The sequence below is a fragment of the Microbacterium sp. DMC48 genome (assembly GCF_056313825.1).
The window spans coordinates 719,686-734,443 of sequence record NZ_JBQUZN010000004.1; the positions used below are offsets into that span (position 1 = coordinate 719,686).

Genomic DNA, 14,758 nt, shown 5'->3' on the forward strand with positions numbered 1-14,758 from the left:
CGTTCACGCTGCGGCGGCGTCCGGCCCGACGATGCGGCACGGGATCTCCGTGTTCTCGTCGAGGTACCAGCTGGCACAGACGCGGTGATAGCCGTCGGCGATCTGCGCGGGCAGCGCGCGCGTGAGGTCGCCGTGGACGATGAGCACGGGCGACAGCGGCTTGCCCGCGCGCACCTTGCGGAGGTCATCGGCGACGTGCGGGTTGTCGATCGGAAGCAGCGGCAGGTTCGCCGCCCGCAGGATGTCCTTCGCCTTCTTCACCACCGTCGCCCGCGTGCGCAGGGCCGCGACGAGAGAACGGGCCCGCTCGGGATCGGCGACGAGGCGGAGGTAGTCCTCCGCCGCGGGGAAGTCATGCTCGTCGGGGTCGTTCTTCCAGATGGGGTCGGCCATGAGGACATTGTGCTCCGCGGCGGGGCCGGCGCCCGGCGCGACGCGTCACGAGTCCTGCGTGGCCGCCCCGTCCCGCTGCAGCGCGAAGTCGCCGAGGGCGGCGGAGGTGGGCAGATCGACCCACAGCCGGAGGCTGCCGGGGCGCGCTCCGGCCCCGTTGATGATCGCCGCGCCGCCGATTCGACGCAGGAGCGGAGCGATGGACGCGGCGACCTCGCGCGGGAGCGAGCCGACACCGCGGCCGTTGGAGGTCACGGCCACCGTGGTCGTGTCGTGCCGGGTCGAGGCGACGTGGCGCATCACGTAGGTGCGCCGCTCCTCACCGCGACGCTCACGGTCGTTGACGAGGAAATGTGTCTTCTCGAGAGCGACCCGCCGCGTCTCGAGCCCGCGCAGATCGGGGAGATCGTCGTGCCGGCTGACACGACCGGTCACGACATGGAGCACTTCTTCCCACCACGCTGGCATGGCACCTTCCTTTCGGGTCGGTATGCCATCACCGCAGTGGAGCATGTGTCCACCGTCTCACACCGGACTGTGGGAGTGCTGACCGCCTCAGTCCCGGGTCGATCGGACCGTCGGCACCGTCGTGTTCGGCATCATCCGGCAGCGGGCACGGCGCGCTCGAAGCTGACCGACGCGGCGAGGGCCACGACGGCGGCGGCGCGCTCGCGCTCTCCCTCGGCCGTCTTCTCGTCGCGCAGGGCGGCCGCGTCGCGGCGCTCGACGGCGCGGTCGCTGATCTCCGCGAGCCGGTCGGCGAGCACCGTTCCGAGACCGTCGCGCAGCTCTTCGAGGTTGGTGTTCGCGATCTCCAGGCGGCGATCGGACACCGTCAGCTCGACCACGGGGTATCCGTTGCGGATCAGCATCTCGCGCGTCTCGTCGCTCAGCAGATCGGCGATCTCCTCGCGCTGCGGCCGACGGGTGAACACCGCCTCGACGGTGTAGCGGGCCGGGGCGTCCGCTGTCATCAATGCGGACGGCAGCGAGCCCGCCAGCACCGATCCGAGGCCGAGGGCGGCGCTGTGGGACGGGCTCTTCGTCGTGCTCTGTGTACTCATGACCTGACGGTACGCCCCGAAGATGTGCGCCTCACAGCTTCGGGGCGTACTCCCGCGCGTCGCTCAGGCGTCGGCGCGGGACGGAAGGACCCAGCCGGCACGCGGGAAGTGGCACGTGTAGCCGTTGGGATAGCGCAGCAGGTAGTCCTGGTGCTCGGGCTCCGCCTCCCAGAACGCACCCAGGGGCTCGATCGTCGTGACGGCCGGGGCCGGCCACAGCCCGGACGCGTCGACGTCGGCGATCGTGTCACGGGCGACGCGCTCCTGCTCGGGCGTGACGGGGAAGATGGCCGAGCGGTAGCTCGTACCGATGTCGTTGCCCTGGCGGTTCAGCGTCGACGGGTCGTGGATCTGGAAGAAGAACGCCAGGATGTCGCGATACGTCGTCACACCCGGATCGAAGACGATCTCGACCGCTTCGGCGTGGCCCGGGTGATGCCGGTAGGTCGCGTGGTCGTTCTGGCCGCCCGTGTACCCGACGCGGGTGCTGATCACACCGGGCTGGCGGCGGATCAGATCCTCCATCCCCCAGAAGCAGCCACCCGCGAGGATCGCGGTCTCGGTGCCGGCCGGCTGGGTGATGGCTCCGGTGTCGCTAGGTCCGCTGGTCATGCTGCATCCTCCTGGGTGGTCGTCGGGTCGGTGGTGGGGGCGGTGGGGAATCGGTCGAGATAATCACCGTAACCCTGGTCGGCGAGCTCATCGACGGGCACGAAGCGCAGCGATGCCGAGTTCATGCAGTAGCGCAGGCCACCCTCGGCGCGTGGGCCGTCGTCGAAGACGTGACCAAGGTGGCTGTCGGCACCGGAGGAGCGCACCTCGGTGCGCGTCATCCAGAGCGTGCGGTCGGTCGTGGTGACCACGGCATCCGGATCGATCGGGCGGGTGAAGCTCGGCCATCCCGTGCCGCTGTCGAACTTGTCCGTCGATGAGAACAGGGGCTGGCCCGAGACGACATCGACGTAGATGCCGTCGTCGTGCAGGTTCCAGTACGCGTTTCGGAACGGCGGCTCGGTGCCCTCGTCCTGCGTCACGGCGTACTGCTGGTCGGTGAGGCGGCTGAGCGCCTCGGGAGTCTTGCGGTAGTCCTTCGACATGGTGTCTCCTCTGCGAATACCGCTGGCTGCGGCATCACTCGTTGCAACAGAGGATGCGCCCGATTTGGTCCCGTGAGGCTGGGCGGCGGCTGTGAGTTCTGGAGAGGCCGACCAAGGGAGGCCCTGAAGCTCCCATAGGAAACCCAAAGAATCGATGAGGGGTGCGCTTAGGCGTTGCTTCCACACTCGGAACATCTCGACCGCACTCCTGAGGAGAACGACATGAACCGCATCCCCGAACCCGACCAGACGCCCGACGGTCCGGCCTTCGAAGGTCGCCTGCTGGACCGCCCCGACGACGAGGTGGTCGACCAAGGCGCCGGCTTCGACATGCGCACTCTCGTCAGCCGCCGCAACGTCCTCGCGCTGGTCGGCCTCGGCGCCGGGGCCGCCACCCTGGCGGCCTGCAGCGCGCAGAGCGCGGCCAGCCCGACGACATCCACCGCGACGACGACTGCGAGCACGACGCCCTCGAGCTCCCCCTCCCCCTCAGCCACGTCGTCGGCGACCTACGCCACGGCGGAGATCAACCAGGAAACGAACGGCCCCTACCCTGCCGACGGAACCGGCGGGGTGAACGTGCTGAGCGAGTCGGGCATCGTGCGCGGCGACATCCGCTCCAGTCTTGACGGCGGCGCCACGGCAGAGGGAGTGCCGCTCACGTTCACGTTCACGCTCAGCGACCTCGCGAACGGCAACGCGCCCTACGCCGGCGCGGCGATCTACGTCTGGCACTGCGATGCGCAGGGCCTGTACTCGATGTATTCGGACGCCATCGTCGACGAAACCTACCTCCGCGGCATCCAGGTCGCCGACGCGAGCGGCCAGGTCACCTTCTCCACCATCGTGCCCGGCTGCTACCGCGGCCGGTGGACGCACATCCACTTCGAGGTCTACCCGGATGCCGCCTCGGCGACGAACGTGGAGAACCAGATCGCGACGTCACAGGTGGCCTTCCCCCAGGAGATGCTCGACGCGGTGTATGCGCTGAGCAGCTATCCGGGATCGTCGGCGAACCTCGCCGATATCGGCAGCCTGGACAACGACAACGTGTTCTCCGACGGCTACGAGCTCGAGATGGGCACCTTCTCCGGCGACACCGGTTCGGGGTACGTCGGATCGCTCTCGGTCGCTATCGACGCGAGCACCCAGGCCACGGTCTCGTCGCCCGGTGGCGGCAGCCGCCCGTGACCTCTCACCCCACCGAAGGAAAGAAATCATGCTGCAGAATCTGACGGGCTGGCACGCCCTCATCATCCTTGCCGTCGTCGTCCTCCTCTTCGGAGCCGCAAAACTGCCCGCCCTCGCCCGCAGCATCGGGCAGTCGGTGCGCATTCTGAAGAATGAGACCGCGGCAGAGGCCGGCACGGTGCCCGCCGCGCCGACGGACGTCGCCGCCGCAGAGCCGCACACCCTCTTATCCGCACCCGCCGCGCCGACCGCGCCGGTGCCCGCGCGCGCAATGCCGGAGCGCGCGTCGTGACCGCCGCCACCGCCGCGCGCGGCGCGATGCCGCTCGCGGCTCACGCCCGCGAAGCCCGCACGCGTTCGACCCGCGCGGCGGTGGCTCTGGCGATCGGCATCGCGGCGGGCTTCCTGCTCTCCGAGCAGATCCTCGCCATCCTGCGCGCCCCCATCGAGCAGATCGCCCAGTCACGCGACGCGAGCCTCAACTACGACAGCATCACGGGCGCGTTCGACCTCAGGGTGAAGATCGCACTGTTCTCGGGCATCGTTCTGTCGAGCCCGGTGTGGCTGTTCGAACTGTTCGCGTACGTCTCCCCCGGGCTCACGCGGCGCGAGCGCCGGTACACGTTCTCCTCTGCCGCGTGCGCCATCGTGCTGTTCGCGGCGGGGAGCGCGTTCGGCGTGCTGCTGTTCCCGCACATGGTGGAGGTTCTCGCCGGTTTCGCCTCCGACCAGGACAGTTCGATCCTCAATGCCGGGTACTACGTCGACTTCGTCCTCAAGCTGGTCGTCGCCTTCGGAGTGGCGTTCGTCCTTCCGGTTCTGCTCGTCCTGCTCAACACTCTCGGTGCCCTGTCGGCGCGCACCATCCGTCGTCAGTGGCGCATCGCCGTCGTCACCATCGCCGTGTTCAGTGCGGTGGTCACCCCCGCCGCCGACGTGCTGTCGATGTTCCTGGTCGCCGCTCCCATGTCGATGCTGTACGGCGCGGCGGTGCTGGTCACATCGATCGCCGATCGCCGCAGGGCCGGGCGAGCGATCACCCCGTCACGCCCCCGCCGCGAAGGAGCCCTCGCATGTTCGGGCTGACGTTTGAGAAGCTCCTCGTCGTCCTCCTCATCGCCACGGTGCTGCTCGGCCCGACGCGACTGCCGGCGTATACGCGCCGGTTCGCCGCGTTCGTGCGCGCCCTGCGCTCGCACGTAGACGCGGCGAGCGCCCGCATCGAGACGGAGACGGGTGTCAGCGCGGCGCAGTGGCGCGCCCTCGATCCGCGCCAGTACGACCCGAGGACGATCATCCGCGAGGCGCTGGAGGTCTCACCCACGCCCGGCGATGCCGCCGTCTCGGCTCCGAGTTCCGCCGAGCGCCCTGTGAGCGGGCCTCCGACCGAACTCGAGCTCCCGGCGCCAGCGCTCGCCGTGCAGCTCTCGGACGAAGAGCTCCTCCGCATCAGGCCCGGCCAGCGCTACCTCGTCATCGGCGGATCGGCGCACCCGGTGCGCGTCGCCATCGACGAGCTTCCCGACGGTCATCCGGCGCGCCTCGCCGCCCAGCCGCTGCGCGAGCCCGATGAGGCCATCACGGCGTCGGCATCAGAATCGGGCTCGGCTACCGCGCACGCGGCGTCGCAGGCCCCGGTCCTCTCGACCTCCGACACCTGACGACGTTCGGCGGTGCGGAGTCTGGCAGGAATACGACGAGGCTCGGCGGGCGGCAGCATACGCCCTGCGCGTCGGTGTCGGGAGACTGGATCAATGCACCTCACTGATTTCCGCGCACCCGACACGTTGGCTGCGCGCGGAGCACTCGAACTCGCCCGCCAGTACCAGTCGCCTGCGATCACGGCGCACGCGCTGCGGTCCTGGCTCTGGGCCGAGGCGTTCGCGCGCATCGACGGTCTCGGCGAGGTGGACCACGAGCTCCTCTACGTCGCCGCCGTGCTCCACGACATCGGCACGGTGACCGCGTTCGACAACCACACGATCTCGTACGAGCACGCCGGCGGTCACGTCGGTGTCGCCCTCACCGCCGGGGCGGGGTGGCCGGTGGAACGGCGCGAACGCGTGCTCGAGGTGATCGTGCGCCACAACTGGCCGCGGGTCGATCCGGCGATCGATGCCGAGGGCTATCTCTTGGAGGTCGCGACCGGTCTCGACATCTCGGGCGCACGCCCCGAGGCGCTTCCCGAGGCGTTCCGACGCGAGGTGCTCTCGGTCTACCCGCGCGGCACGCTGGCCGCGGAGTTCGGGGCGTGCGTGATCGATCAGGCCGCGCGCAAGCCCGACACCGCGGCACGACGACTCGTCGACGGTGGCGTCATCGAGAAGCTCGCGGACAATCCACTGGAGCGACTGTCGATCTGACCACAGGCCCGCGCCAGAGGGTGCGGATCGGTCAGCGCGGGACGAGCAGGTCACGGCCGAAGCAGACCGACACCTCCGACCCGGCATACGAACCGAACAGCGGGATGGGCGCGTAGCCCTCGCGCTGGTAGAAACGGATCGCGTCGGGCTGCGCCGTACCGGTCTCCAGCACGAGACGTCGGGCACCGAGGAGACGAGCTTGCTCCTCCAACTCGCGCAGCACCGCCCTGGCGACACCGGTGCCGCGAACCGAGGGCGCCGCGTACATGCGCTTGATCTCGACGACGCCCGGACCGAGAACATCATCCGGCAGCAGGCGAAGCCCGCCGCAGGCGACCGGTGTCCCCTCCTCGTCCCGCGCCACGATGAAGACCGGCACGTCGGCGGCTGACGGTGCCACACCCGGCTCGTGGTCGTCGGAGCCGTAGCGTGCGTCGAGCTCTTCGCGCTGGGCGCGTCGCAGGAGGTCGGCGTCGGGGTCGTCGAACGGAGTGTGCTGGAGAGCCCAGGGCATGGAGGCCTTTCGTCAGCCGCAGAGCGGCGGTCGCACGCTCAGAAGAACATTCTGGCCGATGGCGTCACCGCACGACGGCGAGCGGCTGGGCTCAGCGGAAGAGGTCCACATTGTCGCGGACCCACGTGCGGAAGGATCGCGCAGGGCGACCGGTGATGCGCGTGTACTCGTCGGAGATGTCCGGCACCGCACCGACGGCCTCGCGCCAGTCCTTGATGATCTGACGGACCCACGGCTCCGGCACGTGCGGGGACAACATCGCAGCCGCTTCTTCTTCCGTCTGCTCGACGACGACCAGGTCCCGCCCGATCTCAGCGCCGATGACGGCGACCTGCTCGCGCAGGCTGAGTCGCGCGGGGCCGGAGAGCACGGGGGCGCCACCGATCAAGGCGTCGGTGGTCAGCGCCGCGACGGCGACATCCGCGATATCAGCCTCGTGAATCGGCGCCTGCACCGCATCCGGGTAGGGAAAGGCGACCGCGCCGTCCGACGCGATGCCCCACCTCCAGCGCGCGGCGTTGCTCGCGAACCCGCCCGGACGCACGAAGGTGTAGTCGACGCCCGATTCGCGGACCGCCCGCTCGACGCGCAGGAACCTCGAGGCGTTGAAGTCACTGCTCGCATCCGGAGATGTGACGGATGAGGACGACAGCAGCACGACATGACGCACCCCCGACGCCGCGACCTCGAGAGCCACCGCCTCAGGGTCGTCGACATCCGCGTAGAGGAAGACCCGCTCCGCTCCCGACAGGGCAGCACCGAGCGAGCGCGGATCGTTCAGGTCGGCGGCAGCCACCGGCACCCCGGGCGGCACCACGAGCGCGTCGGGGCGACGGCTCGTCGCCCGCACATCGACCCCACGCTCGCGCAGGCCGGCGAGCACCGCTCCCCCGACCGCGCCGCTGGCACCGAAAACCACGACCGTCATGGCGACCTCTTCTCCTGATCGGCTCGCACATTGCGAACACTGTTCGCGAACAATGTTCGTCTAGAACAGTGATCGCGTCAAGTCGCTACTCTCAAGACATGTCCTCACGCGCGGAACCCACCTCCCGGCGGACCCGACCCGCGAAAGCCCCGTTGTCGCGGCGGTCGATCCTCGAGGCGACGATGGCACTCATCCGCGAACGCGGCGTCGAGGCGGTGTCGTTGCGCGACGTCGCGAAGGCCGTGGATACCGGAGCGGCATCGCTCTATGCGTACTTCGAGAATCGCGACGTGCTTCTCGAACACGCGCTCGACGACGCCTACGGCCGCGTGCCACTGGTGCCAGCCGTGGACGGAGACTGGCGGCCCGCCCTGGCCGCCACCATCACCAACACGATCACCACGCTCGAGAGCTACCCCGGCTTGGGCGCGGTGGCGCTGGGGCCCATTCCCACCCATCCGGGGGCGCTGCGACTGGCCGAGCACGAACTCGCTCTGATGGAGATCGGCGGTGTGGAGCCCAAGACCGCCGCGTTGGCAGTCGACGTCATTGCGCAGTTCGCGGCAGCCACGGCAGTCGAGGGCACCGGGCGACGGCGCCTGATGCGCGCCGACCATCAGCGCACCGAGGCCACGTCGGCCTACGCGAACGCAGACACGCAGCAGTTCCCTCGCGTGTCGGCACTCGCGACCGCGTTGACAGACGCCGATGAGCGCTCACGACGCGACTTCGCGATCGAGGTCATCCTCGGCGGCCTGGTGCACGTGTCGTCCACCGGTCACCCTCGTCAGCGGCCGTCACAGCGCTGACGGCGGGATGACACGAGGAGCCGCTCCGGCGTCAGCGGGCGCGCGTCCGTCGGCGCGCGCCTCAAGAGCACCGATCACGCCGATCATGTCGAGCGCTCCCCTGCCCTCGACGACCGCGCTCTCGTAGAGATCGCGGCTGGCCGTGATGAGCGGGTGGGCGGAGCCAGCCGCGTCCGCCGCAGCCTCGGCGAGCCGCGCGTTCTTGAGCACGTCGGCGATCGCCGCCTGCGCCGTCAGGTCGCCCTCGGTCAGCTTCTGCGCCTTGCCCCGCGATACGACCGACGCCATGGGTCCGGCGTCGAGCACGTCGCGCAGAATGTTCGCGTCGACGCCGGCGCGTTCGGCGAAGTGGAAGGTCTCTGCCAGACCCGTGACCATCGTGATGAGAAAGGTGTTCACCGCCAGCTTCATCGACAGCGCCGCGGGGATCGCGCCGCATCGGAACACCTGCCCGCACATGGCGGCGACGACCAGTTCGACGTGGGCGACGGCATCCGCCTCTCCCGCGAGCATCCCGACCAGCGTGCCCTCGATCGCCGGGCCCCGGGACCCCGAAACCGGCGCCTCGACATAGCGCCCGGCGGCGGATCGCACCTCGCGCGCGAGCTCCTGCGAGAACGCAGTCGTGAACGTCCCCATCTGCACGATCGTGCGGTCGGCGACGAGGTGCGCGAAGGCGTCGGTTCCCCGGCCGAGCACCGCGTCGACCGCCGCCTCGTCGCGGAGCATCAGGATGACCGTCTCAGCCTCCGCGAACACGCCCGCAACGTCCGTGGCGACGCGCGCACCCCGGGCGGCGAGCTCGTCCGCGGGACCGGCCGATCGCGCCCACACGACGACGTCGAACCCCGCCCGCACGAGATGGGTGGCCATGGGTACCCCCATGATGCCGAGGCCGATGAAACCGATGCTGCGAGCAGTCATCCGATTCCTCCGCTGCGCGGGTGGACCGCGCTCTCCGTCGCGGCGGGGTCGGCGGTACAGGTGATGCCGCCATCGGCGGTGATCGCGAGCCGCTTCTCGGGGTCGAGGGTGCTCAGGATGCCGAGCGACAGTGCCGCCAGCTGGTCGACGCCGTCGTCGTCGAGGCCGTCGAGGACCATGCGCTTCACGGCATCTGCGTAGAGAGCCGCACTGTCGAGGTAGACCGCCTCGCCGGCCGCGGTGAGCACGGCGTTCGTCGCCCGGCCGTCCTGTTCGCAGGGCGCGCGCAGCACGAGATCTTTGCGCTCCAGGCTCGTGACGACGCGCGAGAGCCGGGCGAGGGTCGCGTTGGTGCGCGAGGCGAGGGCGCTCAGGCGCAGGCGGTGGTCGTCGGCTTCGTAGAGCGCTTCGAGCAGGGTGAACTCGAAAGACGTGATGCCCGCGCGGGCGAGCTCTTTGTCGAGCGCGGTCGGGAGCAGTTCGAGCAGAGCGTGCAGGCGCGCCACGGCGACACGCTGAGCGTGGGTGAGTGCCGAGCCGGTCATGGAAGCAATCTACCGCATTAGTTGTATCTACAACGGATTGAGGCTATCGTTTTGCTTGTAGGTACAACCAAAGGAGACATCATGACTGCGTTCAGCATCATCGGCACCGGCACCATGGCCAACGCGATCGGCGGCGTTCTCGCCGACGGCGGCAGCAGCGTCACGTACATCGCGAAGGACCAGGTCGGCACCGCCGAACTGTCGGGCGACGTGGTCGTGCTCGCCGTGCCCTACCCCGCCGTTGCGGGCATCATCGCCGCGTACGGCGACCGGTTCGACGGCAAGACCGTCGTCGACATCAGCAACCCGCTCGACTTCGAGACCTTCGATTCGCTGACCGTCCCGGTCGGCAGCTCGGCCGCGGCCGAGATCCAGGCGAAGCTCCCGAATGCCCACGTGCTCAAGGCGTTCAACACGACGTTCGCCGGCACCCTCGTCGGCAAGACCATCGGGGGCCTTCCCACCACCGTGCTCATCGCCGGCGATGACGCCACCGCCAAGCAGGCGCTCGCCGCCGCCGTCGAGGCCGGTGGAGTGAGCGCGATCGACGCCGGCTCCCTGTCGCGCGCGCACGAGCTCGAGGCCATCGGCTTCTTGCAGCTCACCCTCGCCGCGAGCGAGAAGATCTCCTGGACCGGCGGCTTCGCCGTCGCCCGCTGACCGCATTCGACACCCAGACGTGGAGATCCCCATGGACACGCTCAACCCCGCGACGACGATGGACGCCGTCACCCTCCGTGTCGGCGACCTCGAGACGATGTCGTCGTACTACGCAGGGGCGCTGGCGCTCACTCCCCTCGAGGAGCGTACGCAGGGACGTGAGGTGCACCGCGTGCTGGGGCGCGGAACGGTACCGATGGTGAAGCTGGTGCACACACCCGACCTGCCGGGTGTCGATCCCCGACAGGCGGGCCTGTACCACACCGCCTTTCTCTTCGACGATGAGGCGAGCCTGGCGGCGACCGTCTATCGCGCCGCACAGAACCCGACGAGCCGGTTCGCCGGATCGAGCGATCACTTCGTCAGCGAGGCGTTCTACTTCACCGACCCCGAGGGCAACGGCATCGAGCTGTACCGGGATCGACCGCGCAGCCAGTGGAAGTACGACGACGGTGAGATCTTCATGACGACGGAGTACCTCGATCCGCGCGCGTACCTCCAGCAGCACCTCACGCAGGAGGCCCTGGATGCCGCGGCGCAGCACGCCGGACGCGTCGGACACGTGCACCTTCAGGTCGGCGACGTCGCGGCGGCGCGGGCGTTCTACGTCGACGCGCTGGGATTCGAGTCGACCGCCACGGGGGTTCCCGGGGCCCTGTTCGCGTCGGCCGGCGGGTACCACCACCACATCGCCATGAACACGTGGCATTCCGCGGGCGCGGGCCCACGCGCGGCGAGCCTGGGGCTCGGGGATGTCGCCGTCTCGGTGCCGGCGCGCGAAGACCTCGATGCGCTCGCGGAGCGGCTGTCCAGCCGCGGCATCCCGTTCTCCGACGACGGTCGCGCCGTACGCGTCAGCGATCCGTGGGGCACGCAGGTGACGGTCGCTGCGACCGCTGCGACCGCAGATGACCTGCTGGGCTGAGACCGTCGCGTGACGTCTCGACGCCACCTCAGCGCGGTGCCGCCAGCCGGATGGGCGTCGCGAGCAGGCCGGCGATATCCGTCTGATGGGTCAGCTGGGGGTGATGACCGGCCCCGGCAATCGCCACCAGCTCGACGTTCGGAAGAGATCGGAATTGAGCGACAGCATCCGCGGTGAGCGGGTCGCCGGTGCCCGTGATGATGCGCACCGGGCCACGAAACCGCGCGGCGGCATCCCGCATCTCGGCTCGCCACTGTGGCGATGTCGTACGCGCCACGTGTTGGGCCACAGCCTTCGCGGTCCGATCCCGGAGGTCGCTGACGCTCGAAGCGAGAGCGGAGGCGCTCGACTCTGCGCCGGTGAGCCGGCGTGACAGCCGCACGGGACTGGCACGGCGCAAGAAGGCCGTCACGAGGGGACGCAGTCGCACCGCGACACCCGCGCGCGGCTGGAGGAAGAACGGCGCCACCAGCGTCAGCGATCGCACCCGCTCCGGAAAGCGGTCCGCCGCGACGACGGCTGCCGCCGCCCCGAGGGAATGTCCGATGAGATCGATCGGCGCCTCCCCGATGACCGCGGGCAGCCACCGGTCCCAGTCGTCGATCCCCGTTCCGCCGCTCAGCCCGAGCCCGGGCAGGTCGACGACGCGTGCGCCACTGCCGACCGCCACCGGGGCCCACGTGTCGGCGTTCACCGGCAGGCCGGGAAAGATCAAGCGGTCGGCGTCCGACGGACCGATCTCCAGCGTCCGCACGCCGCCCCTCTCCACGACCCTCCGGCGATCCGCTGGCGCTGCGCCGAAGCGATGCGCCACCAGATGGTCGGCCCACCGCTCGAGCGACACCCGGGCATCGGGCATCTCGAGGTGGTGGCGGTGTGCGAACTCGACGGCCGACCCGGTCGGATAGCGATCGGACGACATGAAGCTCAGCGTCTCGGGATCCGCCTTCGTGATCCACGACGGCAACCGCGAGATGACGCCGACGGGAATGCGCAGGCGCGGAACCTTCGCGCCGATGTGACGGCCGACGTGGGCCAGCAGATCGGCGAGCGGCGGCGTGGCGTCGTCGAGGATCCAGTAGGCACGACCCTCGGCATCCGGATCGACCGCAGCGGCCGCCATGAAGGCCGCCAGATAGTCGACGGTGACGACGGGCAGAAAGGTGGTCTCGTTCCCCGGCAGCGCCGTCGCTGTGCCGTTCCAGAGCTGTTCGATGGTGGCCGCGAGGCCGATGTGCTGGTCCGACTCCCCCGTCACGCTGTCACCGATGACGCTCGAGGGGTTGACGATCGTCCAGGCAATGCCGTGCTCGTTCGCGCGGGCCTGGAACACGGCGTCGGATTCCACTTTCGACGCTTCGTAGGCGCCGAGCTTTCGGTACATCGCGGCGCGGTGCTCGTCGGGCCACGGGATCGTCGCGGGATCTTGACCGCCCACGCGGTACCCGGAGATGTGGACGACTCGCTGCAGCCGGGGCAGGGCGGCCGCCAACTCGATGACCCGCGCGACGATCCCGACGTTCGCGCTGCGGGCCTCGTTCGGCGACATCCCGAAGCGGTACACCCCCGCGCAGTTGTGGATCTCGGTCACGGTCGACACGGCCGAGGGGCCACCCCGGACGATCTCCGGCGCCTCGACGTCGACGATGATCGTCTGAATGCCGCGCGTCAGGCCGCGACCCCGCAGCCACCGTTCGACGCGCTCTGCGGACTCGGCACTGCGGACCGCTGCCGTCACCTCGGCACCCGCGCGGGCGAGGGCGAGGACCAGGTGGCGGCCGACAAGGCCGGATGCCCCGAAGACGAGCGCATGGCGGGACACGTCGGACGCCGTCATTGTGCCCCTCCGACCTTCTGGCACCGCACGTCGATGAGCTCGGCGAGAACGTCGGCGGCCGAGGTCAACGGCTGAGGGCTGCGCGTCGCGCGCGAGAGGATGACCGCCCCCTCGATGGTCGATACGACGACGGTCGCGAGCGACCGCGCAGGTGCCGCATCCAGACCCTCGGCTTCGAGCAGCGCGGCGGTCGGGGCGATCCATGATTCGAAGGCGGCGGCGCACGCGTTCCGCAGTCGCTGACTCTCGGCTCCCATCTCCAAAGTGACCACCGACACCGGGCACCCGAGCCGGTAGTCACTGTCACTCACGATCGCCGTCAGCGCCTCCACGGCGGCTCGCACCGCCGCCGCCGCGCCGCCGGCGGATGCCGCAGCCTCGGCGATCAGCTGGGCGAACTGAGCAGCGGCGAGATCGACCGCGGCCACCCCGAGCCCCTCCTTGCCGTCGGGAAAGTGGAAGTAGACCGAGCCCTTCGGGGCGCCGGCATGGTCGATCACCGCGTTCAACCCTGTGCCGCTGTAGCCGCTGGTCTGGATCAGTTCGAGCATCGACGCAGAGAGCCGCGATCTCGTCAGGTCGCCCTTGGAAGTCATACGCTCACAATAGACCGGTCTACATATTTTTGCGAAATGTGACACTCCGACGGGTACGGGTACACCCGCAACGTCGATGGGGCCGACCGCGTCGGAGCAAGGTCAACAGGTGACCTCAGGCGAAGACCTCGCTCAGGAACGTCTTCATCGCCGTCCAGCTGCGACGCTCGGCGGTGGCGTCGAACAGGGCGCCCTGCTCGGGCGCATTCGCGTCGGGGAGCGTGAAGGCGTGCATCGCGTTGGCGTACGTGACGATCTGCCAGTCGATGTGGGGAGCCGTCCGCAGGTCGTTCTCGAACGCGAGCAGCGCCTCGTCGGGGGCGACCGGGTCGGCCGCCCCGTGCAGGACGAGCACCTTCGCCCCGATTCGTGCCGCCTCACCCTCGGGACCGGTGAGCAGGCCGCCGTGGAAGCTCACGACGGCGTCGACGGCGGCGCCGGTGCGGGCCAGTTCCATCACAGAGGTGCCCCCGAAGCAGTAGCCGATGGCCGCGGTGCGCGCCGGGTCGACGGACGGCTCGGCGAGCAGTCGATCGAACGCGACCGTGAGGCGTCGGCGCCACAGCGCGCGATCCCGATAGAAGCCACCGGCGACGGCCGCGGCATCCTGAGGGGCGGGTCGAACGTCCGCCCCGTAGACATCCGCAGCGAATGCCGAGTAGCCGAGCCGGGCCAGCATGTCGCAGCGCATGCGGACATAATCGGTCACGCCGAGCCAATCGTGCACGACGAGAACGCCCGGGTAGGGGCCGTCCGCGGCGGGACGGGCGTGGTACCCGCGAAAAACGAGACCGTCCGCGGCGTAGTCGACGTCGCCGGAGATAATTCCGCCCGCGGGAAGCGCCTCACGGTCGAGGATCTCGGTGAGGTTCTGAGCGTAGGTGGTCATGTGGTGCTCCTCTTTTCGGCCGC

20 protein-coding genes are annotated in these 14,758 nt (G+C 69.7%); 8 read left to right on the forward strand and 12 right to left on the reverse strand.

Features of this window, described 5'->3' with window-relative positions:
• Positions 1–3: 3 nt before the first annotated feature.
• From ACT53O_RS08755 to msrB, 5 genes are all read right to left on the reverse strand, one after another.
• Entirely contained in the window at positions 4–393 is a 390-nt protein-coding gene (locus ACT53O_RS08755) for a hypothetical protein (RefSeq protein ID WP_112931687.1), read from the reverse strand.
• A 45-nt stretch (positions 394–438) separates the two neighbouring features.
• Positions 439–861 carry a hypothetical protein gene (locus tag ACT53O_RS08760; RefSeq protein ID WP_036321705.1) on the reverse strand — a complete coding sequence of 141 codons (423 nt, stop codon included), beginning with the start codon at positions 859–861 and terminating at the stop codon, positions 439–441.
• Positions 862–992: 131 nt separating this feature from the next.
• A complete protein-coding gene (locus ACT53O_RS08765; RefSeq protein WP_036321690.1) occupies positions 993–1,457 on the reverse strand; it encodes a hypothetical protein in 465 nt (154 codons plus the stop codon).
• Positions 1,458–1,520: 63 nt separating this feature from the next.
• Positions 1,521–2,069, reverse strand: coding sequence for a peptide-methionine (S)-S-oxide reductase MsrA (gene msrA / locus ACT53O_RS08770; protein ID WP_135949341.1), 549 nt, complete (start codon positions 2,067–2,069; stop codon positions 1,521–1,523).
• Positions 2,066–2,554 (reverse strand): peptide-methionine (R)-S-oxide reductase MsrB, encoded by a 489-nt coding sequence (gene msrB / locus ACT53O_RS08775; protein WP_476151879.1) that lies wholly within the window; start codon positions 2,552–2,554, stop codon positions 2,066–2,068. The genes msrA and msrB overlap by 4 nt, the downstream gene beginning before the upstream one ends.
• A gap of 222 nt (positions 2,555–2,776) precedes the next feature.
• Between msrB and ACT53O_RS08780 the strand changes: the two genes are divergently transcribed.
• The 5 genes from ACT53O_RS08780 (at position 2,777) to ACT53O_RS08800 (ending at position 6,108) form a co-directional block, all read left to right on the forward strand.
• A complete protein-coding gene (locus tag ACT53O_RS08780; RefSeq protein WP_112931690.1) occupies positions 2,777–3,745 on the forward strand; it encodes an intradiol ring-cleavage dioxygenase in 969 nt (322 codons plus the stop codon).
• 28 nt (positions 3,746–3,773) lie between these two features.
• Positions 3,774–4,037 carry a twin-arginine translocase TatA/TatE family subunit gene (locus tag ACT53O_RS08785; RefSeq protein WP_112931691.1) on the forward strand — a complete coding sequence of 88 codons (264 nt, stop codon included), beginning with the start codon at positions 3,774–3,776 and terminating at the stop codon, positions 4,035–4,037.
• Complete coding sequence (gene tatC / locus ACT53O_RS08790) at positions 4,034–4,831, forward strand: twin-arginine translocase subunit TatC (RefSeq protein ID WP_343234082.1); 798 nt, start codon at positions 4,034–4,036, stop codon at positions 4,829–4,831. The genes ACT53O_RS08785 and tatC overlap by 4 nt, the downstream gene beginning before the upstream one ends.
• Positions 4,819–5,406, forward strand: coding sequence for a Sec-independent protein translocase subunit TatA/TatB (locus ACT53O_RS08795; protein WP_204359867.1), 588 nt, complete (start codon positions 4,819–4,821; stop codon positions 5,404–5,406). Before tatC ends, ACT53O_RS08795 begins: the two co-directional genes overlap by 13 nt.
• Positions 5,407–5,499: 93 nt before the next feature.
• Entirely contained in the window at positions 5,500–6,108 is a 609-nt protein-coding gene (locus ACT53O_RS08800; protein ID WP_347417156.1) for an HD domain-containing protein, read from the forward strand.
• Positions 6,109–6,139: 31 nt separating this feature from the next.
• Here ACT53O_RS08800 and ACT53O_RS08805 read toward each other — a convergent pair whose 3' ends face one another.
• Complete coding sequence (locus tag ACT53O_RS08805) at positions 6,140–6,622, reverse strand: GNAT family N-acetyltransferase (protein ID WP_135949344.1); 483 nt, start codon at positions 6,620–6,622, stop codon at positions 6,140–6,142.
• A gap of 91 nt (positions 6,623–6,713) precedes the next feature.
• Complete coding sequence (locus tag ACT53O_RS08810) at positions 6,714–7,550, reverse strand: SDR family oxidoreductase (protein WP_476151883.1); 837 nt, start codon at positions 7,548–7,550, stop codon at positions 6,714–6,716.
• 98 nt (positions 7,551–7,648) lie between these two features.
• On the opposite strand from ACT53O_RS08810, the gene ACT53O_RS08815 reads away from it, so the two are divergent.
• Complete coding sequence (locus tag ACT53O_RS08815) at positions 7,649–8,359, forward strand: TetR/AcrR family transcriptional regulator (RefSeq protein ID WP_476151885.1); 711 nt, start codon at positions 7,649–7,651, stop codon at positions 8,357–8,359.
• Here the strand turns inward: ACT53O_RS08815 and ACT53O_RS08820 are convergent.
• Together ACT53O_RS08820 and ACT53O_RS08825 are read right to left on the reverse strand one after the other, a co-directional pair.
• Positions 8,348–9,283, reverse strand: coding sequence for an NAD(P)-dependent oxidoreductase (locus ACT53O_RS08820; RefSeq protein ID WP_476151887.1), 936 nt, complete (start codon positions 9,281–9,283; stop codon positions 8,348–8,350). The genes ACT53O_RS08815 and ACT53O_RS08820 overlap by 12 nt on opposite strands.
• Positions 9,280–9,828, reverse strand: coding sequence for a MarR family winged helix-turn-helix transcriptional regulator (locus tag ACT53O_RS08825; protein WP_476151889.1), 549 nt, complete (start codon positions 9,826–9,828; stop codon positions 9,280–9,282). The genes ACT53O_RS08820 and ACT53O_RS08825 overlap by 4 nt, the downstream gene beginning before the upstream one ends.
• Before the next feature lie 81 nt (positions 9,829–9,909).
• On the opposite strand from ACT53O_RS08825, the gene ACT53O_RS08830 reads away from it, so the two are divergent.
• Positions 9,910–10,488 carry an NADPH-dependent F420 reductase gene (locus ACT53O_RS08830; RefSeq protein ID WP_476151891.1) on the forward strand — a complete coding sequence of 193 codons (579 nt, stop codon included), beginning with the start codon at positions 9,910–9,912 and terminating at the stop codon, positions 10,486–10,488.
• Between the two features lie 31 nt (positions 10,489–10,519).
• A complete protein-coding gene (locus tag ACT53O_RS08835; RefSeq protein ID WP_476151893.1) occupies positions 10,520–11,413 on the forward strand; it encodes a VOC family protein in 894 nt (297 codons plus the stop codon).
• A 28-nt stretch (positions 11,414–11,441) separates the two neighbouring features.
• On the opposite strand, the gene ACT53O_RS08840 is transcribed toward ACT53O_RS08835, so the two are convergent.
• From ACT53O_RS08840 to ACT53O_RS08850, 3 genes are all read right to left on the reverse strand, one after another.
• On the reverse strand, positions 11,442–13,250 hold the full coding sequence (locus ACT53O_RS08840; protein ID WP_476151895.1) for an alpha/beta fold hydrolase: 1,809 nt from the start codon (positions 13,248–13,250) through the stop codon (positions 11,442–11,444).
• The gene (locus ACT53O_RS08845; protein WP_476151897.1) at positions 13,247–13,846 is read right to left on the reverse strand and encodes a TetR/AcrR family transcriptional regulator; all 600 of its coding nucleotides are present in this window, start codon (positions 13,844–13,846) and stop codon (positions 13,247–13,249) included. The genes ACT53O_RS08840 and ACT53O_RS08845 overlap by 4 nt, the downstream gene beginning before the upstream one ends.
• 115 nt (positions 13,847–13,961) lie before the next feature.
• A complete protein-coding gene (locus ACT53O_RS08850; RefSeq protein WP_476151899.1) occupies positions 13,962–14,735 on the reverse strand; it encodes a dienelactone hydrolase family protein in 774 nt (257 codons plus the stop codon).
• Positions 14,736–14,758 lie beyond the last annotated feature (23 nt).

Bases quoted from the DNA above. Each gene is read 5' to 3' on its own strand.
- msrA (WP_135949341.1), bottom strand. From the start codon at position 2,069: ATGACCAGCGGACCTAGCGACACCGGAGCCATCACCCAGCCGGCCGGC.
- ACT53O_RS08800 (WP_347417156.1), top strand. From the start codon at position 5,500: ATGCACCTCACTGATTTCCGCGCACCCGACACGTTGGCTGCGCGCGGA.
- msrB (WP_476151879.1), bottom strand. From the start codon at position 2,554: ATGTCGAAGGACTACCGCAAGACTCCCGAGGCGCTCAGCCGCCTCACC.
- ACT53O_RS08825 (WP_476151889.1), bottom strand. From the start codon at position 9,828: ATGACCGGCTCGGCACTCACCCACGCTCAGCGTGTCGCCGTGGCGCGC.
- ACT53O_RS08815 (WP_476151885.1), top strand. From the start codon at position 7,649: ATGTCCTCACGCGCGGAACCCACCTCCCGGCGGACCCGACCCGCGAAA.
- ACT53O_RS08820 (WP_476151887.1), bottom strand. From the start codon at position 9,283: ATGACTGCTCGCAGCATCGGTTTCATCGGCCTCGGCATCATGGGGGTA.
- ACT53O_RS08760 (WP_036321705.1), bottom strand. From the start codon at position 861: ATGCCAGCGTGGTGGGAAGAAGTGCTCCATGTCGTGACCGGTCGTGTC.
- ACT53O_RS08845 (WP_476151897.1), bottom strand. From the start codon at position 13,846: ATGACTTCCAAGGGCGACCTGACGAGATCGCGGCTCTCTGCGTCGATG.
- ACT53O_RS08795 (WP_204359867.1), top strand. From the start codon at position 4,819: ATGTTCGGGCTGACGTTTGAGAAGCTCCTCGTCGTCCTCCTCATCGCC.
- ACT53O_RS08765 (WP_036321690.1), bottom strand. From the start codon at position 1,457: ATGAGTACACAGAGCACGACGAAGAGCCCGTCCCACAGCGCCGCCCTC.
- ACT53O_RS08780 (WP_112931690.1), top strand. From the start codon at position 2,777: ATGAACCGCATCCCCGAACCCGACCAGACGCCCGACGGTCCGGCCTTC.
- ACT53O_RS08785 (WP_112931691.1), top strand. From the start codon at position 3,774: ATGCTGCAGAATCTGACGGGCTGGCACGCCCTCATCATCCTTGCCGTC.
- ACT53O_RS08810 (WP_476151883.1), bottom strand. From the start codon at position 7,550: ATGACGGTCGTGGTTTTCGGTGCCAGCGGCGCGGTCGGGGGAGCGGTG.
- ACT53O_RS08830 (WP_476151891.1), top strand. From the start codon at position 9,910: ATGACTGCGTTCAGCATCATCGGCACCGGCACCATGGCCAACGCGATC.
- ACT53O_RS08850 (WP_476151899.1), bottom strand. From the start codon at position 14,735: ATGACCACCTACGCTCAGAACCTCACCGAGATCCTCGACCGTGAGGCG.
- ACT53O_RS08840 (WP_476151895.1), bottom strand. From the start codon at position 13,250: ATGACGGCGTCCGACGTGTCCCGCCATGCGCTCGTCTTCGGGGCATCC.
- ACT53O_RS08755 (WP_112931687.1), bottom strand. From the start codon at position 393: ATGGCCGACCCCATCTGGAAGAACGACCCCGACGAGCATGACTTCCCC.
- ACT53O_RS08805 (WP_135949344.1), bottom strand. From the start codon at position 6,622: ATGCCCTGGGCTCTCCAGCACACTCCGTTCGACGACCCCGACGCCGAC.
- ACT53O_RS08835 (WP_476151893.1), top strand. From the start codon at position 10,520: ATGGACACGCTCAACCCCGCGACGACGATGGACGCCGTCACCCTCCGT.